16 protein-coding genes are annotated in these 16,459 nt (G+C 36.3%); 4 read left to right on the top strand and 12 right to left on the bottom strand.

All coding sequences use genetic code 11. The features are described 5' to 3' along the window. The first annotated feature begins 166 nt into the window (after window positions 1–166). Complete coding sequence (locus KIH23_RS09530) at window positions 167–1,222, top strand: ferredoxin--NADP reductase (protein ID WP_213213257.1); 1,056 nt, start codon at window positions 167–169, stop codon at window positions 1,220–1,222. 12 nt (window positions 1,223–1,234) lie between these two features. Here KIH23_RS09530 and KIH23_RS09525 read toward each other — a convergent pair whose 3' ends face one another. Together KIH23_RS09525 and KIH23_RS09520 are read right to left on the bottom strand one after the other, a co-directional pair. Beyond that, a complete protein-coding gene (locus KIH23_RS09525; RefSeq protein ID WP_213213256.1) occupies window positions 1,235–2,239 on the bottom strand; it encodes a glycosyltransferase family 9 protein in 1,005 nt (334 codons plus the stop codon). A gap of 139 nt (window positions 2,240–2,378) precedes the next feature. After that, on the bottom strand, window positions 2,379–2,984 hold the full coding sequence (locus KIH23_RS09520; RefSeq protein WP_213213255.1) for a DUF4254 domain-containing protein: 606 nt from the start codon (window positions 2,982–2,984) through the stop codon (window positions 2,379–2,381). Window positions 2,985–3,055: 71 nt separating this feature from the next. Here KIH23_RS09520 and upp point away from each other — a divergent pair, with 71 nt between their 5' ends. Further along, window positions 3,056–3,709 (top strand): uracil phosphoribosyltransferase, encoded by a 654-nt coding sequence (gene upp, locus KIH23_RS09515; RefSeq protein WP_213213254.1) that lies wholly within the window; start codon window positions 3,056–3,058, stop codon window positions 3,707–3,709. Here upp and KIH23_RS09510 read toward each other — a convergent pair. Next, window positions 3,704–4,633, bottom strand: a complete 930-nt coding sequence (locus KIH23_RS09510; protein WP_213213253.1) for a hypothetical protein — start codon at window positions 4,631–4,633, stop codon at window positions 3,704–3,706. The genes upp and KIH23_RS09510 overlap by 6 nt on opposite strands. Window positions 4,634–4,747: 114 nt before the next feature. On the opposite strand from KIH23_RS09510, the gene KIH23_RS09505 reads away from it, so the two are divergent. Further along, window positions 4,748–4,915 (top strand): DUF6341 family protein, encoded by a 168-nt coding sequence (locus tag KIH23_RS09505; protein WP_317197033.1) that lies wholly within the window; start codon window positions 4,748–4,750, stop codon window positions 4,913–4,915. On the opposite strand, the gene purD is transcribed toward KIH23_RS09505, so the two are convergent. Further along, window positions 4,904–6,181: a phosphoribosylamine--glycine ligase gene (purD, locus tag KIH23_RS09500; protein ID WP_213213251.1), complete on the bottom strand. Its 1,278-nt coding sequence runs from the start codon at window positions 6,179–6,181 to the stop codon at window positions 4,904–4,906. The genes KIH23_RS09505 and purD overlap by 12 nt on opposite strands. 129 nt (window positions 6,182–6,310) lie before the next feature. Here purD and KIH23_RS09495 point away from each other — a divergent pair, with 129 nt between their 5' ends. Continuing rightward, window positions 6,311–7,621 carry a phenylacetate--CoA ligase family protein gene (locus KIH23_RS09495; protein WP_213213250.1) on the top strand — a complete coding sequence of 437 codons (1,311 nt, stop codon included), beginning with the start codon at window positions 6,311–6,313 and terminating at the stop codon, window positions 7,619–7,621. Here KIH23_RS09495 and KIH23_RS09490 read toward each other — a convergent pair. Genes KIH23_RS09490 through KIH23_RS09455 form a run of 8 tightly spaced genes read right to left on the bottom strand, consistent with a single transcriptional unit; the run spans window position 7,610 to window position 16,445 of the window. After that, complete coding sequence (locus KIH23_RS09490; RefSeq protein WP_213213249.1) at window positions 7,610–8,383, bottom strand: glycosyltransferase family 2 protein; 774 nt, start codon at window positions 8,381–8,383, stop codon at window positions 7,610–7,612. The genes KIH23_RS09495 and KIH23_RS09490 overlap by 12 nt on opposite strands. A 1-nt stretch (window position 8,384) precedes the next feature. Further along, window positions 8,385–9,734: an undecaprenyl-phosphate glucose phosphotransferase gene (locus KIH23_RS09485; protein WP_213213248.1), complete on the bottom strand. Its 1,350-nt coding sequence runs from the start codon at window positions 9,732–9,734 to the stop codon at window positions 8,385–8,387. Between the two features lie 3 nt (window positions 9,735–9,737). Further along, a complete protein-coding gene (locus tag KIH23_RS09480; protein ID WP_213213247.1) occupies window positions 9,738–10,721 on the bottom strand; it encodes a UDP-glucuronic acid decarboxylase family protein in 984 nt (327 codons plus the stop codon). 8 nt (window positions 10,722–10,729) lie between these two features. Then, window positions 10,730–12,028: an O-antigen ligase family protein gene (locus KIH23_RS09475; RefSeq protein WP_213213246.1), complete on the bottom strand. Its 1,299-nt coding sequence runs from the start codon at window positions 12,026–12,028 to the stop codon at window positions 10,730–10,732. Window positions 12,029–12,064: 36 nt separating this feature from the next. Next, window positions 12,065–12,814, bottom strand: coding sequence for a WecB/TagA/CpsF family glycosyltransferase (locus KIH23_RS09470; RefSeq protein ID WP_213213245.1), 750 nt, complete (start codon window positions 12,812–12,814; stop codon window positions 12,065–12,067). Next, window positions 12,801–13,985: a hypothetical protein gene (locus KIH23_RS09465; RefSeq protein WP_213213244.1), complete on the bottom strand. Its 1,185-nt coding sequence runs from the start codon at window positions 13,983–13,985 to the stop codon at window positions 12,801–12,803. The genes KIH23_RS09470 and KIH23_RS09465 overlap by 14 nt, the downstream gene beginning before the upstream one ends. Beyond that, the gene (locus tag KIH23_RS09460) at window positions 13,982–15,226 is read right to left on the bottom strand and encodes an O-antigen ligase family protein (RefSeq protein WP_213213243.1); all 1,245 of its coding nucleotides are present in this window, start codon (window positions 15,224–15,226) and stop codon (window positions 13,982–13,984) included. Before KIH23_RS09460 ends, KIH23_RS09465 begins: the two co-directional genes overlap by 4 nt. Continuing rightward, window positions 15,204–16,445 (bottom strand): O-antigen ligase family protein, encoded by a 1,242-nt coding sequence (locus KIH23_RS09455; protein WP_213213242.1) that lies wholly within the window; start codon window positions 16,443–16,445, stop codon window positions 15,204–15,206. Before KIH23_RS09455 ends, KIH23_RS09460 begins: the two co-directional genes overlap by 23 nt. Between the last annotated feature and the right edge of the window lie 14 nt (window positions 16,446–16,459).

The raw sequence follows: 16,459 nt of genomic DNA, 5'->3' as shown, positions 1-16,459 counted from the left end.
TTTATTATAACAACGGGTAAAAATACGTTTCTTTTTGATATGGCGAAAATTATCACTTAAAACTTTGTCCGTAGGGGAAGTCTTGCTTTTAAATGAGACTGAAAAAACTTAGTCGTGCTTCAGAATTTTTTATCACAGGATGCTTACTTTTGTCAAAAAATATCTCATGTCGTCATTTTATAAATTAAGTATAAAAGAAGTTCGCCGAGAAAGCCCAGAAGCAATATCGGTTTTATTCAATGTTCCTATAGAATTCAAAGATTTTTACCGTTTTACCGCCGGTCAATACATCAACTTAAAACTCACGCTCAACGGTCAAGAAATCAGACGCGCGTATTCGTTGTGCAGCGCACCTGAAAGCAGTGATTTGCGCATTGCGATTAAATCAGTTGCTGGCGGAAATTTCTCTGTTTTTGCCAACAAAGAACTCAAAGCAGGTGATGTTTTAGAAGTCGGAACGCCCGAAGGAAAATTCACTTTTCAGCCCGATGCTGCACGTCAAAAAAACTATATGGCTTTTGTTGCCGGCAGTGGAATCACGCCGGTAATGTCTATTGCACAAAGCATTTTGCTCAGCGAACCCAAAAGCACGATGGTTTTGGTTTATGGTAACAAAACTCCTGAGCAGACTATTTTTCACCAACAATTACTTGATTTGCAGCGCCAATATGTAGGGCGATTTTTTGTGCATTTTGTATACAGTCAAGCCAATGTAAACGGAGAGTTTTTTGGCCGAATTGACAAATCAACGGTCAACTTTATGCTCGGCAACAAACACAAAGAAATGGAGTTTGAAAAATTCTATTTGTGCGGACCCGAAGCGATGATCAACACCGTTTCGGCCGCGTTAAAAGAGCGCAACATTAAAGAATCAGCCATTAAGTTTGAATTGTTTTCAACGGATTCTTCTTCAGATAATACGGCCCAAATCAGCACAGACGGTCATACAAAAATTACCGTTTTGGTTGACGACGAAGAAACCACTTTTGAAATGTCGCAAAAACAAACGGTGCTTGAAGCGGCGCTCAAACACGGCGTAGATGCTCCGTATTCATGCCAAGGTGGAATTTGCAGCAGTTGTTTGGGCCGCGTGACATCAGGTTCTGCGGTGATGAAAAAGAATTCTATTTTGACTGATTCAGAAATTGCCGAAGGTTTGATTCTAACATGTCAAGCGCATCCAACCTCTGACACACTCTACGTTGATTACGACGATGTATAAAAAGAAAGCCTGTTACAACAACAGGCTTTTTATTTTTTGAATCACTTTTTCTGGACGAATCGTTCGCATCACATCTTCATAGCCCGGAACCACTTTGTTGCCATAAACCGAAGTTGGTAAAAGCGGATATTGATTTCTGTCGGCAGTTAAGGCATTTTCGATCGGCTGGCCAAACGGCAAAAACCCGGCATACGGATGCGTGGCGCCCCAAAGCGTTACAACTTGCACGCCATACATGGCCGCCAAATGTGCATTGCCTGAATCCATAGAAAGCATCACGTCTAGATTTGCAATGAGTTCAAGTTCGTGTGCTAATGATAATTTTCCGGCGATGATTTGAACGTTCTGAAAACTTCCGGCTAGATTTTTTAACTGTGCAACCTCATCGCGCGAACCGAATAAGAATATTTTACAGCTGTTTTCTTGCGCCAATCCGGCCACTACTTCACGCATTAAATCTTGAGGATATACTTTGCCGGCATATTGAGCAAAAGGCGCAATACCAACCCATTTTTGAGTTTTGATTCCGGTAACCACTATGGTTTCTGGGCTGAGTGTTTGTTTTGGAAAAACCGGATGGCTTAAATCAATCTCAAAACCCAATTGGGCAAAGGTTTGCGCGTGACGCTCATACATGGTTTTGAGCGGTTTAAAAACCTTGTTTTGGGCTCGTGTCAAGGCTTTTTTCTCGGCGCGACCTTTATCGGTGGCAGCGGTTTTGGTGCCTCGAATAGCAAACCGACTGCGGATAAATTTCGAGCGTAATACATTGTGCAAATCGGCAAAATAATCAATTTGCAACGGTTTTAAATCCCAATACAATTGCAATAATCCAAGCACGCCTTTGTGCCTCTTGTGCGCATCAAAAGCAAAGAAATCTGTGCGTGGAAGATCTTTGAAAAACGGAGCAAAAAATGGTCTTGAAATCACCGTTAATCGAACCTCGGGATGTTGGGCCAACAAAGCGCGCAATACAGGAACCGTCATAGCGACATCGCCCATGGCCGAAAGCCTCATAACCGCGATATGTTGGATGGTTTTTGCCAAACGTTCAGGGAAATGTCAGGCCCTAGCCCCGGTAGCAGCGGATATCCTTTTGGGCCGGGGTTCGGCACAAAAGATATGAGCGAATAACGGGAAATAGCTCCTGAAAAATTTACTTTTTATTTTGATACAACACCGGATTGAGTGATTCGTCGTTGTACATTTTCATTTGTTTGTAGACCTTCATGAATTTGTCGCCGTTTTCAATATCGGTGAGCAAATCATTAATTGAGGCAAACATATCGCTTTTTTGATCGAGCAATACGTTGAGTTTTTCTTGGCATTTGGCGCGGTGCTCGGCCGAAGCTTCGGCGCGGTTGGCCTCTTCGCTCATGTGGTAAATTTTGAGTGCCAAAATAGACAAACGGTCAATGGCCCAAGCCGGACTTTCGGTGTTGATTTTGGCATTCGGTTTTACTGGAACGTCTTGATATTTCTGCAGAAAATAGCTGTCAATATACTCAACCATATCGGTGCGGACTTGGTTGGACGCATCGATTTTGCGTTTTAAATCAAGCGCGGCGACTGGATCAATTTGCGGGTCGCGGATGATGTCTTCATAATGCCATTGAACGGTATCGACCCAGTTTTTGGCATAGAGCAAATACTCGATGGTTCCGTTTTGGTAGGGATTTTTGACCGGTTGATAAACATCGTCTAGGATGTGATAATCGCGGATGCTTTGCTCAAAAATAGGAAACGCAAATTCTGAAAACATATCTTTTTTGATTTTGAAAACACAAAGATACTTTTTATACATTTATAACCTAAAAATAAAATGTTCGGTTTATGCAAATTCACTATTTATCTGATGACAACAGCGTGTTGAACCATTTCTTGGGGCAAATACGCAACGTCAACGTACAACATGACAGCATGCGTTTTCGCAGAAATATTGAGCGCATTGGTGAGGTCATGGCCTACGAACTCAGTAAAGATTTGCGTTACCGAAATCTTGAAATTCAAACGCCGCTGGGCATAAAAAAAACCACTGAAATTGACAATCGATTAGTGTTGTGCTCGATTTTGCGCGCCGGGCTTCCGTTGCATTTGGGGTTTTTAAATTATTTTGATGCGGCCGAAAACGGATTTGTATCGGCTTATCGTCATCACCCGAACAACGACGATGCATTTGACATTAAAGTAGAATATCAGGCGGTTCCGAATTTGCAAGACAAAACCTTGTTGCTTATTGATCCGATGTTGGCCACCGGACAATCTATTGTGGCGGTATACAATCAACTCATGACCAAAGGTGTTCCGGCCGAAGTGCATATAGCCGTAATCATTGCTGCTCCTGAAGGTGTAGCACATTTAGAGGCGCTTTTGCCCGACAGTTGTCATTTATGGGTAGCTACTTTAGACGAGCAACTGAACGAGAAAAACTACATTGTGCCCGGATTGGGCGATGCCGGAGATTTAGCCTACGGGAATAAATTATAGCTGGCTAAAAAAAGCGATAAAGCTGAACAAAATCAGCAAACCCAAAACGACTTCTTTTTTCCATTGTGCTTGACCGATTTCAATGTGCGCTGTAGCAATCATAGCCAGTGGCGCGAATGAAAACACGAGTAAATCATTGGATTTGTTGGGTGAAATAAAATAAACGGCTAAACCAATTAAAAAGGCCGACATGATTTTTTTGTAGGTCGGATGTAAAATCAAAGGACGATTGGATAGCGAAAACAGCAACGAAGCCACAAAAAACAAAGCAACCGTTGCATAAACCGACAGTGTGATGTTTTGATATGCACCGGTGAAATAATCAATTTTGAAATCGTAAACTGATTGCGACAAGAGCATTTGAATCCAACCGGTATTAAAAAACAACGAGATAAAAACAAAAACCACAGCTACACTCACAAAAGCAATCGGAGGTAAAAACCAGTTGCGGTAATCACGCGCCACGTGAAAAAGAATCGAGATAAAAATCAGCAGAATAAAAAGGATGCTCCAAAAATGAAACAATGTAGCGATAAAAACCCAGAGCGAAGCATCAAAAACTTTCTCTTTTGGGTCTTTGAGTGAGTGCAGAGAGACGATTCTTCGGGTGGCCAACAAGATAAAAAAGTTAGAAATCAAGAGCTGAGGCTGACTCAATACTGATGGAAAAGCCATCAAAAACAACCAGAAAAACAAAACTGTATAGGCGCTGTCTTTGCTGATGCCGTTCTTCTTGACAATAAAATTGGCCAAAAAAACGAATCCAAAGACCAGCCCAAAGCTCACCAATCGAATGAGCAGATTACCATCTGATTTTTCGGGCGTTATATGCTTTAAAAAGTACAGAAAAAAAGTAAAAACAAGCCCGAGAATAACCAGCGAGTAATTTAGCGGTGTAGATTTTCTAAAAAGACTTGTAAACATGCGGATATTTTATACTTTTGTGACTGTAAATATAATACTTGTTTAAAAATGAGAGCATTTTTTGAAGCAATACAAACACTTTTCGTAGACTTTCTTTTCAAACCGCTTGATTGGTTGAGATCATGGGAATTGTCTAACTGGTGGGGCGCAAACTTAATCAATTGGGTTGGTGTCATCGTTTGTTCGTATTACATCGTTTATTGGTGTAAACAACTCAACTTGCACAAACAAAGCAACGAAGATTTTCAAGACACCACGGCGCATTCTTTCTTAGATAAGTAAATCTAGGCCGATATCTTTTCTAAAATACATCGTGTCAAAATGTAGTTTTGCTATGTTTTGATACGATTTTTTTATGGCTTCTTGTATTGAATCTCCAAAAGACGTCACGGCCAATACGCGTCCGCCGTTGCTGAGAATTTGTCCGTTTTGTTCTTTGGTTCCGGCATGAAAAACCATCGAATCTTCTACTTTATCAAAACCGGTAATTTCTTTTCCTTTTTGATAATCTTCGGGGTAACCGCCTGAAACCACAACCACAGTGGCAGCCGTTTGCGGGTTTGTATGAATTGAAATCTCGTTTAATTTTTGCTCGGCGATTGCTTGAAATAAGGCAACCAAATCGTTCTCAAGACGCGGAATCACAACTTCAGTTTCGGGGTCGCCCATGCGGACATTATACTCAATTACCTTTGGATTTCCGTCCACATTGATGAGTCCGATAAAGATGAAGCCTTTGTAGTTTATTTTTTCGGCATACAATCCGTTCACCGTTGGAATAACGATTTGTTGTTCTACTTTTTGCATAAAAGCAGCATCGGCAAACGGCACCGGTGATATTGCGCCCATGCCTCCGGTGTTGAGCCCTGTATCGCCTTCGCCAATGCGTTTGTAATCTTTGGCGGTGGGCAAAAGTTGGTAGTTTTTTCCGTCGGTGAGCACAAAACAACTGAGTTCAATTCCGTCTAGAAATTCCTCAATAACCACTTTACTACTGGCTTGACCAAATTTAGCATGCACGAGCATTTGGCGCAATTCATTTTGAGCCTCCTCCAAATCATGCATAATCAAAACGCCTTTTCCGGCAGCAAGTCCGTCGGCTTTGAGCACATAAGGCGGCGTGAGCGTTTCTAAAAACCGGCAACCTTGTTCTACCGTATCAGCATGAAAACTTTGATAGGCTGCCGTTGGAATTTGATGTCGAACCATGAATTCTTTGGCAAACTCTTTACTGCCTTCCAGTTGAGCTCCATACGCAGACGGGCCAATTACGGGAATGTTTTGCAGCTGTTCATCGCTTTGAAAAAAGTCAACGATACCGGCCACCAGCGGATCTTCAGGGCCCACCACGACCATGTTGACCCGATGCTCTAAAACCGCATTTTTGACGGCTTTAAAATCTGTGGGGTTAATGGATAAATTGGTGGCTATTTGCGCGGTTCCGGCATTTCCGGGTGCAACTAAAAGTTGGGTACAAAGCGGTGATTGAAGCATTTTCCAGGCCAATGCATGTTCACGTCCGCCCGATCCTAAAAGTAAAATAGTCATGAAGTAGTAGTTAGTTGTGTGCTGCAAAAATAGGGGCTTTTGACGGTTGGTTGCAATTAATTTTCAAAAAAATAAATTCATGCCGCGCAAGTAGTTTTGAACTCGTATTTTTGGAGAAATTTCTCAGGCGTGTTGCGATTATTTGATCTTAGTTTACAACTCAACGGTTTTCCGCTCAAAGCAGCGCAGGAAGAACTCAGCCAGATTTTAGCGCTGAATTCAACCGAATACGAAACCTTTTTAGAAGCCAAAAAACAAGAAATTCTCGAACATCACTTAACGCACAACGCGCACTATAAAAAACTGATTGGTGAGCAAAAAATAGAACAATGGAGCGATGTTCCGGTGATGCGAAAGGTTCATTTTCAAAGCCCGTTGTCAGAGCGCTTATCTGAAGGTTTTACGCCCAAAAATGTATACATCAACAAAACTTCGGGCTCGAGTGGCGATCCGTTTGTATTTGCCAAAGACAAGTTTTGTCATGCATTAATTTGGGCCAACATCATGCGCCGTTTTGATTGGTATGGAATCGATTTTAATCATTCATGGCAAGCGCGTTTTTATGGAATGCCTTTAGATTTTTGGGCCAACAAACAACTGCGCCTCAAAGATTTTTTAAGCCATCGTTATCGGTTTAATATTTTTGATTTTTCAGACGCCGCTATTCAGCGAATGCTGAGTAAATTCAGCAAAACACGTTTTGATTACATCAACGGATACACGAGCTCGATTGTGCTTTTGGCCAAATATCTCGAACGAAAAAATCTATTTCTGAATGATATTTGCCCCTCGCTCAAAGTGTGTATTGTAACTTCTGAAATGCTTTTTGAGTCTGATCGGTTGCTGTTAGAAGAGCGCTTCAGAGTTCCGATAATTAATGAATACGGAAGCGCAGAACTCGATATTATTGCTTTAGAAAACCCGCAAGGCGAATGGTTGATCAATTCAGAAACGCTTTTTGTTGAAATTCTCGATGACAACGACTGCATTTTGCCTTATGGCCAAGAAGGAAAAATTGTGGTGACTTCATTGTATAACAAAGCGCATCCGATGATTCGCTATGAAGTGGGCGATCGCGGCGTTTTGGATGAAAAAAGTACGCCGCAAAAACCGCTGCTCAAAAGCCTCACGGGCCGCACCAACGATGTCGCGTTATTGCCCAGTGGAAAAAAAACGCCGGGCATGACGTTTTATTCCATCACCAAACAATTGTTTGATGACCAAGGCAATGTCAAAGAATTTGTGATTATTCAGACCCAGAAAAATACTTTTGAAATTCAATATACCAGTGAGCGCGAACTTTCTGAAAATGAAAAACAAGAAATCAGCCGCGTTTTTGATCAGTTTTTAGAACCTAATTTGGTGTATGTTTTTAACCGAAAAGACACCATTGACCGAACCAAAAGCGGGAAGCTCAAACAATTCCGTTCACTCGTTTAGCTTTTTGATGTAGCGCGGCTTGATGATGAGTTGTACAAATAAAAAACCCAACATACAAAGCATCGAAACAAACACATTATAACCGTGAAACTGTCTATAAACATTGAAGTTGTGCTCGAGTAATTTGATTTTTGAAGCTGAAATGGAATCTTGACGAATTCGGTAAAAAGCCAAACTTTCTGCAACGGTCTGCGCTGTTCTGATTTTTTTTAAAACCGTGAGCCAAACCATCCAATCTTGTCTTTTGCGGATGCTTGAAATGGGAATTTTGCCGAAGAATTGGGTGTCGTAAATGCCTGTGAGGTTGCCCACAAAATTGCAGAAAAATAACTGATAATACTTGAGTTTTTGAGGTGCTCTTACTTGTTTGTTGAGCGCTTTTCCGGCCTCGTCAATACAATCGTAAAACGAAAAAGTAAACGGTAAATTCCGGCTTTGCATGAACTCGATTTGCTTTTGGAGTTTTTCGGGCTTCCACAAATCATCTGAATCTAAAAAAGCAATCCATCGGCCTTGTGCCATTTCAATCGCTTGTTGTCGCGCCACACCAGCTCCGGCATTTTTTTGAAGCTGATAGAATTTGATTCGGGTATCGGTTGAAGCAATTTGTTGAACGATTTGAGATGTTGCATCAGAAGAACAATCGTCAACAATAATCATTTCCCAATCAACATACGTTTGCGATTGAACCGAACGAATGGTGTCTGCAATAAATTTTTCAGAATTGAATGAGGGTGTTATGATGCTGACCAAGCCTTGCATTTTAATAGGCTTTTTCTTCGCCGCGGACAGCGTTGTAAACCGTCATAAAAATGATTTTTAAGTCGAGCAAAAGTGACCAATTCTCAATGTAGAAAATATCGTATTTAACACGATTAATGATGTCTTTATCTGTTTCAACTTCACCCCTATATCCATTGGTTTGGGCTAAACCAGTGATTCCGGGTTTTATAAAATGCCGAACCATAAACTTATCTACCTTTCTTGCATACATTTCTGTATGACTCACCATATGTGGTCTTGGGCCAACAACAGACATATCGCCTAAGAGAACATTAAAAAATTGCGGCAATTCATCAATACTTGTTTTTCTGATGAACTTTCCAATTTTTGTTATTCTAGGATCATTTTTAGATACCTGTTCTAAATCAGCAATCTCGTTTAAATTCATTGATCTGAATTTGTAACAATTGAACTCGTGGTAATTGAGTCCATTTCTTTTTTGTTTGAAAAAAATAGGACCTCTTGACTCAATTTTTATAAGCAGGGCCAAAATTGGCGTCAACCAAGAAAGTATTCCAAGAATAATAACCGACGAAAAAATGATGTCAAAAACTCGTTTAACAAACTGATTTATAATATCATCTAATGGAATATTCCTTAAAGATGCTACAGGAATGTACCCGTAATAGTCTATCTTTAAGTTTCTCGAAAATACTTCATTGTCGTCCGGAAGAAATTTAAGCTTTTTTAAATTATTGTCTGAAAAATCTATATAACTATCAATCTGTTCGTTTGTAAGATTTGCTAAAGAACAATAAATTTCATCAATGTTTTCGTTTAAAACAAATGTAAATGATTCTTGAATCTGATCTTTTTTACCTTCTTCTAACGAAAAAGACCCGACTAATTGGTATCCATAATCTGGATTATCATTAAAAAAATTGGTCAGCTGACTGACATTTTTCCCACTTCCTACAATGACAACTCTCCTGAAATTACCGCCAAAAAGAACACGGTATTTTCTCAGAAAAAAGAATATAGACAATTTTAACGTAAAGACTGTAATAAACGAAAACGCACCGTAGATTAGAATACTTTTCCAATTATTTGAATTAACATAAAATCCTGAGTAAGCAAAACAAAGTATTGTAAAAAAAGTAAATTGTTTAAAAAGCTTGTTGATTATTGACAAAACCTTTGTAAAGCGATATACTTCATAAAACTCAACATTAATTGCGATAACCATCCATGAAATCGAAGCAAACAAAATAAAATACTCCGAAAAAAAACCGGGTAATATTAAATAAGAAAACAAATTAATGATAATCAAATCTAATATGTAAGAAAACGGTCTGATATAGCTGGAATATCTTCCTATTTTATGCCTCATTCTCTAGTTGATGTACTTAGTGAAGTCTTTGTGCTCTTCTTTTAATAACTCATGCGTTGATAGAGACTTAAAGTATTCATAAGTCTTTTTCATGCCTTCAGATCTGGATACTTTGGCTTCCCAGCCAAGAATTTCTCTAGCACGCGTTGTGTCAGGCTTGCGTTGTAATGGATCGTTCATTGGGAGTGGATGATATACCACTTTTTGATTGGTTCCGGTGAGTTTAATGATTTCTTCTGCAAAATCTTTAATGGTAATCTCATCAGGGTTACCAATATTGACCGGATAAACATAATCTGAAAAAAGCAATCTAAAAATACCTTCAACTTGATCATCTACATAACAAAATGAACGGGTTTGTGAACCGTCTCCGAAAATGGTTAAATCTTCACCTCTAAGCGCTTGACCAATAAACGCTGGAATTACACGGCCGTCATTCAGACGCATTCTGGGGCCGTATGTATTAAAAATTCTAACGATTCTCGTCTCAACCCCGTGAAAGGTGTGGTAAGCCATCGTGATAGACTCTTGAAAACGTTTGGCTTCATCATAAACGCCTCGTGGGCCAATGGTATTTACATTGCCGTAGTAATCTTCGGTTTGTGGATGAACCAAAGGATCACCGTATACTTCAGAAGTTGATGCAATAAGAATTCTAGCTTTTTTTTCCCTAGCCAAGCCCAATAAGTTGTGTGTGCCTAGAGAGCCTACTTTGAGTGTTTGAATAGGGATTTTTAAGTAATCTATTGGGCTGGCGGGAGAGGCAAAATGAAGAATATAATCTAATTGTCCCTGAATGTGAACAAACTTAGTAACATCATGGTGATAAAACTCAAAATTTGGGTTTTTGAATAAATGCTCGATGTTTTTTAAATCGCCTGTAATCAAGTTATCCATGCCGATAACATAATAACCTTCTGAGATAAATCGATCACAAAGATGAGAGCCTAAAAAACCCGCAGCTCCAGTGATAAGAATTCTTTTCATATTGAGGTTTACTTTTGAATTTCTTTTGTCTGATTCGAATTAAACAAACAAAAAAGAATTATAAAAAAAGTAATTCCTCTCTGCCTACAAAAAAACGATTCAGACAAAAATAACATTAACATTGTTATTGCAAAAGCAATATGAAGAAAATCTTTATTGTTGATCGCATTTTGGAGGCTAATAAACAACATGGCTATAAGAATAATTAAACCAATAATACCAAATTCAGCTAGACATTGGATATATTGATTATGGAAATTATGTTGTGCATACACCGGGTTGATATTATGTTCTTCGGACTTAATAGCTATTGCTTCTTGTGATGCCTCTAAGCCGAATCCGCTTAAAATAATTTGTGGATTTTGTGAAACAATTTCACAAAAAACCCTTATTTGATATGTTCGTAATGCCGTACCAGGGAAAAAATCATTATATTGAAACTCACTTTTATTCCACGCTTCTTTTAAGCTAACTTGTTTTAGACTCTGCCTATTTGTAGAAAGTTTGGTGTTTACTGTATTATCAATAAAAGCCGTTTCATATTCCATTAAAAAACGCTCACGAACTTCCTTTACAAAATATAACGATACAAACAAAAACACAGAAACCGTTAAAACGGTAATTGTTTTAATGCTTGATGGAATCCTAGCAAAAAATGTATAATAACAAACAATAATAATAAAATCAATCGTAATGATGCTTTTAGAAGAAAGCAAGAAAATTACAATCGCTAAAATCAAAATTGAAAGCTTTTCAATACTATTCTTGAAATGAATTTGAATAAAGTAAAAGACCGCAAAAGATGCAAAAACTGAAAGATACACAACTCCCGGGTCACTTGGAACTAACTTATTGTAAAAAAAAACGCCTGTATCGTTTGTTTTAAAATATTGAAGAAATGCATTAATTACCAGTAAAACCGCAAAAAAAGTTATGCTAAAACTATATATTCTAAAAATTTTAAGAAGTCTTTCTTGGGTGACTTTTTCAGTGATTAAAAAGGCAATTGGTATAAACAGAAATGGAAGTTGTTTTTGAATACCCAATAAAGTTCTGTCAAAATTGTATGACCATAAAAGTGAACTTGCCATTAAAACAAAAAACGAAATCGGGATGAAAAATGTTTTTCTAAAATTGAACCTTTTTTTACTAAAAAAATAACTCCAAATTATAAATAAAATGGTTGAAATACTTATGTCTATATTTTTTAACGGTAAAGAAATGAATATAAATACAATGAGATAATCAGTTGGTTTTAATTCTCTGAACAACCTAACTATACTTAAAAATCTGTAAATACTTGCCATGAAAATAATATAGGACTTATTGAAGAATTGGCAAATTTAAATGTTTCCCAAAAATCTTTCTTTAAAAACTAAGGTTATAAACTTGGAGTTTCCAACTAGATACCTTTTCCACATTCTGGCCGGATCTTGAATTAGCCTAAAAAACCATTCCATACCTATTTTTTGTAGTAAAATAGGCGCTCTTTTAATTTTACCCGAATAAACGTCAAAACTACCTCCAACACCCATTATAAAGTTAACTTGTTTTAAAGCCTCTCTGTTTCTGTATAAAAACATTTCTTTATGGGGTGAAGTCATTGCTACAAAAAGCATTTGTGGGGCACTATCAACAATTTGCTTTATAATCTTCTCCTCGTCCTCTTTTTCAAAATAGCCATTCGCATATCCTGCAACTACATTTATTGAAAATTCAGATGCTATTCTTTTTTGGACTTTTTCAACAATTTCTTGCTTAGCCCCAAGTAGAAAAATCTTGTGGTTTTTTTCATGGGCTTTTTTGATTAGGTTGATAAATAAATCAATTCCGGCAACACGCTCTTTTAATGGCTTTTTGAGTAATCTTGAAGCCCACACTACTGCTTGTCCATCAGCATTAATTATGTCAGCGCTATTGACGCTCTCTTTTAAATCAGGGTCTGCTTGCATTGACACAATTTTTCCTGCATTAACAACAACATGATGAATTTGCTTTTTATCATTGATGGCGATTTCTATCTCTTTGATAGTTTCTTCCATCGTTAAATTGTCAATGTGCGTGCCTAAAATACTGACTCTATTTTGATTCATTTATTTGATTCCTATTTGTTGGACAATTAATTAGAAACAAAGCAAGCGTTACATAAGAAATCGCTGAGATATTAATAAAAAATTGCCCGGCAAATATAGAAATAATAAACACAGAGCACAAAGAAAAATTTAGAAAACGAGATTGGTGTGAGTTGCTTACCGACATTAATAAATACACTGTGTAGAGGTAGTAAATCATTCCTATAATACCAAAACTCACCACAAGATCTACAATTGTCATTTCATAAATTGGATAGTTTGAAATTCTTCCTCCGACTAAATAATTATACCATTCCCAAGTTGGCTGATATTTTTTTGATAAATCACAAAAAATGTCACTTCGGTATGAACTCAAGGCCGATAAAAGTCCTTTTTCGTGGTATAAAACTTCAATGGTATGAAAAACCTTCCTTAGAGTCAAAATTAATGTTTCTTTGTAAAACCAAAAAAACAACATAAAGAACAAAGCGACACTGTAAAACAATTTTTCTTTATACCACCTGAGTATGTAAAACAAATAAGAGGTAAATATTACCAAAAACAAATAAATGCCTTTTGTGCCAACTAGTAGACTAGCAAACACTGTTAAAAAAAAGAGCGCCTTTAAATAGAAGTTTTTTTCTCTGTATTGATATGTATAAAGAATAGCTGAAATGTAAAAATAGGTTGCTGTTATCGATTTTGGCAACACGCCAAGATATCCGAATCGAGCATAATAAGTCTTAAAATATGGAATTGAAAAGAAAAACCCAACAATCGTAGTTGTTGCTACAATCAAAATAATTATTTCAAATAAAATGCTAAGAACAACCTTGTCTTGGTTTTGATTGACTGTGTTGATATAAGTCGCAAAAACAATTGGAAAACAATAAAGTAACATTTCCCTGATGGTTTGAAATAGGCTCTGAATAACCAAGTCAGAGTGGTGTTGCAGCAATAAGCCTTGATGAATTACAATTAAAGCAACTAAAAAACCGATCTTCTTTAAGAAATTTATATTCTTCTCAGATATGAGAATAAAAGAAAATAAGGTTAAAAAAATCATTTTTATTGATTTTACAACCCATAAAACATTCTCAGGAACATTGAGCTGATCTTTATTAAAAAAATCTAGCGCAAAAAAAAGGATGAAGTAAAGTAAAACCGATTTTGCCTTTAAGGTATACTTCATTTTTTTTGATGAGTAAATAAAAAAAGATTAGAGAAAAATGCAATAAAAATTATCCCCGCATTATTTTTGAATATATTCTCAAAAACAGCTATTGACAATAATGAAATAAAAAAAACTATTACTGTTTTATCTTTTTCTTGAATTGAAAAATAAAGATTAGAGAATAAATAAAACAAAAATAAGCTAAGACCAATAAGACCAAACTCAATAGTTATTGAAAGATATTGATTATGTGCATCATAATTGTTCTTGGCGGCAAAATTTAATCCGTTTTGCTCAAATTTTTGATGTAGCACTTTCTTTTCCATAGCGCATCCATAACCTAAAATTGGCCGCTCTTTAATTAATGATATTGCAGTTTCCCATCGAACGATTCTTGAATCTGCTTTGTACTTTCCGTTGTATGCCGTATTAACATTCGGAGTTAAATCCCAAATTAGTTCCTGAGAGAACCGCGAAAACATATAGGTTTTTCTGACACTGAAAAACAACCCAATCAAGACCGAAAACATCATCAGAATTATTATGAAGAAACATGTTTTATTTTTATTAAATACAATTTTTAAAAAAATAATAGAATAATATAAAACCACGGCTGCAGTAACTCCTGTTATTGTGCGTGCGTTGAGAAATAAAATCGTAAAAAGCAAAATTACCACTGATAGGCTAAGTAAGGTTTTCTGAATTAACGATTTTTTTTTAAACAATATATCTAATGAGGTCCCAAGAGACAACAAAGCGTATAAACCAAAATAGGTAGGATAAAAACCTAGTCTTTTTGTAAAATTATGGTAGGTGTAATAATAATTAAAAAGATCTTTATCAAAAGTAAAAAAAGGTCGAGTTGAATAATATCTAACAAAATTATTAACTAATAAAATAAGTGAGGCTAGGGTTACGCCAATTATTAAACCGTATAAAGATTTTATCTTAATAGTTGCTATTTGATCTTTATCTAAAAAAAGTAAAAAAACCGGGATTAAAAGGTAAGAAGCATATCGTCCCAATAGATTAATTCCGTCTTCAATGTTTTCAGAAAAGACAAATCCAAAGACGAGTAGGGCAAACAAATGAATAGTTGAAAACCAGAGTTTTTTTGTGTTTTCTTTAAACTTATTACCATTGAAAAAAAATAGTAGGCTAACCAAAAAAAAGCCTAAAGTTACATTCCCTAATCTTGTGGATAAAGGAACTGCTATACCAAAAGCAAAAGCACTACTATAGAGTATGTTGTTCTTCATTTTTCCTTAAATACATCAAAGCGAACAACAAACCTATAAAATTTCCGGCTATTCCTGAGTTAAATATATGACCTGCAATTGATGAGATTACAAATAGTAAAATGACCATAAAATAAGTCAGTCTAGCATACGGAAAAATCAAATGCTTTTTTAACATTGAACTTTGTGCAACTAAAAAGCAAATCATCAAAACAAACATCGTAGCGCCTAGATATCCATAACCGAAGAAAATATCCATGAGGTCAATCTCAATAATATGTTTAAGTTTTGATTCGTAATAATTTTGGCCACCTCCTAATATTTTTTGCGTTAAAGTGTAAGTTGAATCATAAATCTGAAACATCTGAAGAGTAAAAAGATTCCTACTCGAGAATACAAAGGTTATAAAGTCCAATTTTTCCCAGAAATATTGAACACGAACCATAATTGCTGACTTAGCCATCAATTTAAATACAGAATAAATAATTGTTGGAAATATAACCAGCAAGAAAAATAATATACGCTTAAGTGTATTAATCTTAATTTTGAAAGTTCTTATATTAGTTGTAATCAATAAGAAAACAATAAAAACTCCTAAAAATACTGTTTTGGAGCTCACCAAAATTGCGAGAAATAAATTCAAAAAGAAAAAGCGGAAAAATTTGACTCGGTTCTTTTCGATTTCCCAATATTGATAACCAATAATTGAAGATGTAACCAATAAAAGTGACGAGATTTCATTGCCAGCATAGAAAAAACCACGTGTTCCTATATTTCCATAATCATACATGGGGTAACCCAAATTAAAAACCTTCAATGAAATATTTATGGCTAGTACCCAATAGGAAAACCTTACAAAACGAAAAATATCCTTCAGTAAGGCTTCATCATTAGTTTTAATTACACCTTTAAAATAAAAAAAGGCAATTGGTATATTTAAATATTTTGTAACCTTAATGAAATCACTAAATAAAAAACCAAACTTTAAAGACCTAAAGGATTCTATTAAAGAGCCAATAAATAAAGCAGCAAAAGCGAAAAAAATAACATCTAGCTTATTGGGTTCAAAGGACAATTTAAAAAGCATCAGCCCTAGTATGATAATTTTATGTATTTGACTAATCGAAATCGGCAAATTTACATGATTTTCTAACAGAATTCCATTAATCATATCAATAGGCAATACCAAAAGAAGTAAGAACAATATAAAATGGTTAATTTTATTATGGGTCAAAATCATGTTACTAACTATTT

This window comes from Flavobacterium sp. CYK-55 (genome assembly GCF_018413465.1).
Lineage (GTDB): Bacteria > Bacteroidota > Bacteroidia > Flavobacteriales > Flavobacteriaceae > Flavobacterium.
The sequence above is the reverse complement of the archived record's forward strand: the minus strand, read 5'-3'. Positions and strand labels throughout refer to the sequence as shown.

Excerpts from the sequence above, each read along its gene's own strand:
- KIH23_RS09465 (WP_213213244.1), bottom strand. The coding sequence starts at position 13,985 with ATGAAGTATACCTTAAAGGCAAAATCGGTTTTACTTTACTTCATCCTT.
- KIH23_RS09530 (WP_213213257.1), top strand. The coding sequence starts at position 167 with ATGTCGTCATTTTATAAATTAAGTATAAAAGAAGTTCGCCGAGAAAGC.
- KIH23_RS09455 (WP_213213242.1), bottom strand. The coding sequence starts at position 16,445 with ATGATTTTGACCCATAATAAAATTAACCATTTTATATTGTTCTTACTT.
- KIH23_RS09490 (WP_213213249.1), bottom strand. The coding sequence starts at position 8,383 with ATGCAAGGCTTGGTCAGCATCATAACACCCTCATTCAATTCTGAAAAA.
- KIH23_RS09485 (WP_213213248.1), bottom strand. The coding sequence starts at position 9,734 with ATGAGGCATAAAATAGGAAGATATTCCAGCTATATCAGACCGTTTTCT.
- KIH23_RS09510 (WP_213213253.1), bottom strand. The coding sequence starts at position 4,633 with ATGTTTACAAGTCTTTTTAGAAAATCTACACCGCTAAATTACTCGCTG.
- KIH23_RS09475 (WP_213213246.1), bottom strand. The coding sequence starts at position 12,028 with ATGGCAAGTATTTACAGATTTTTAAGTATAGTTAGGTTGTTCAGAGAA.
- KIH23_RS09525 (WP_213213256.1), bottom strand. The coding sequence starts at position 2,239 with ATGAGGCTTTCGGCCATGGGCGATGTCGCTATGACGGTTCCTGTATTG.
- KIH23_RS09480 (WP_213213247.1), bottom strand. The coding sequence starts at position 10,721 with ATGAAAAGAATTCTTATCACTGGAGCTGCGGGTTTTTTAGGCTCTCAT.
- purD (WP_213213251.1), bottom strand. The coding sequence starts at position 6,181 with ATGACTATTTTACTTTTAGGATCGGGCGGACGTGAACATGCATTGGCC.
- KIH23_RS09470 (WP_213213245.1), bottom strand. The coding sequence starts at position 12,814 with ATGAATCAAAATAGAGTCAGTATTTTAGGCACGCACATTGACAATTTA.
- KIH23_RS09460 (WP_213213243.1), bottom strand. The coding sequence starts at position 15,226 with ATGAAGAACAACATACTCTATAGTAGTGCTTTTGCTTTTGGTATAGCA.
- upp (WP_213213254.1), top strand. The coding sequence starts at position 3,056 with ATGCAAATTCACTATTTATCTGATGACAACAGCGTGTTGAACCATTTC.
- KIH23_RS09520 (WP_213213255.1), bottom strand. The coding sequence starts at position 2,984 with ATGTTTTCAGAATTTGCGTTTCCTATTTTTGAGCAAAGCATCCGCGAT.